Source organism: Limnospira sp. PMC 289.06, from assembly GCF_032350395.1.
Lineage (GTDB): Bacteria > Cyanobacteriota > Cyanobacteriia > Cyanobacteriales > Microcoleaceae > Limnospira > Limnospira platensis.
In genome coordinates, this window is sequence record NZ_JARPLC010000544.1 from 1 (window position 1) to 338 (window position 338).

The window sequence follows — 338 nt, forward strand, 5'->3', positions numbered from 1 at the left end:
CAAGCACGGTTTGGAATTGGAGTTGGGGAAGGCGACTTCCCTTTCGACCATAACTGCCTGATATTGAATCCTAGAAAATCGAACCCTGGTTCTTCGAGTTTTCCATCATACTCAACATGATTGAGAGTGTGGCAAATTCGGGTTTTTTCGAGTTTTATTTCTAAGCCAATAGGTTTTAGCCATTCGGAGATAGCAGTTTTGCACTGTTCAATGATTCCTAGGTCTTTTGAGATAACCACGAAATCATCGGCGTATCTTATAAGGTTTACCTGAGTGGTTGTTCCTTTATTTGGATACATTCCTTTAACTAGCCTTTCCATTCCCAACAGTGCGATGTA

General features: G+C 41.1%; 1 protein-coding gene. It reads right to left on the bottom strand.

All coding sequences use genetic code 11. The features are described from left to right. Positions 1-338, bottom strand: a 338-nt coding sequence (locus P5674_RS26195; RefSeq protein ID WP_315670521.1) for a reverse transcriptase domain-containing protein, incomplete at both ends; no start/stop codon positions are given.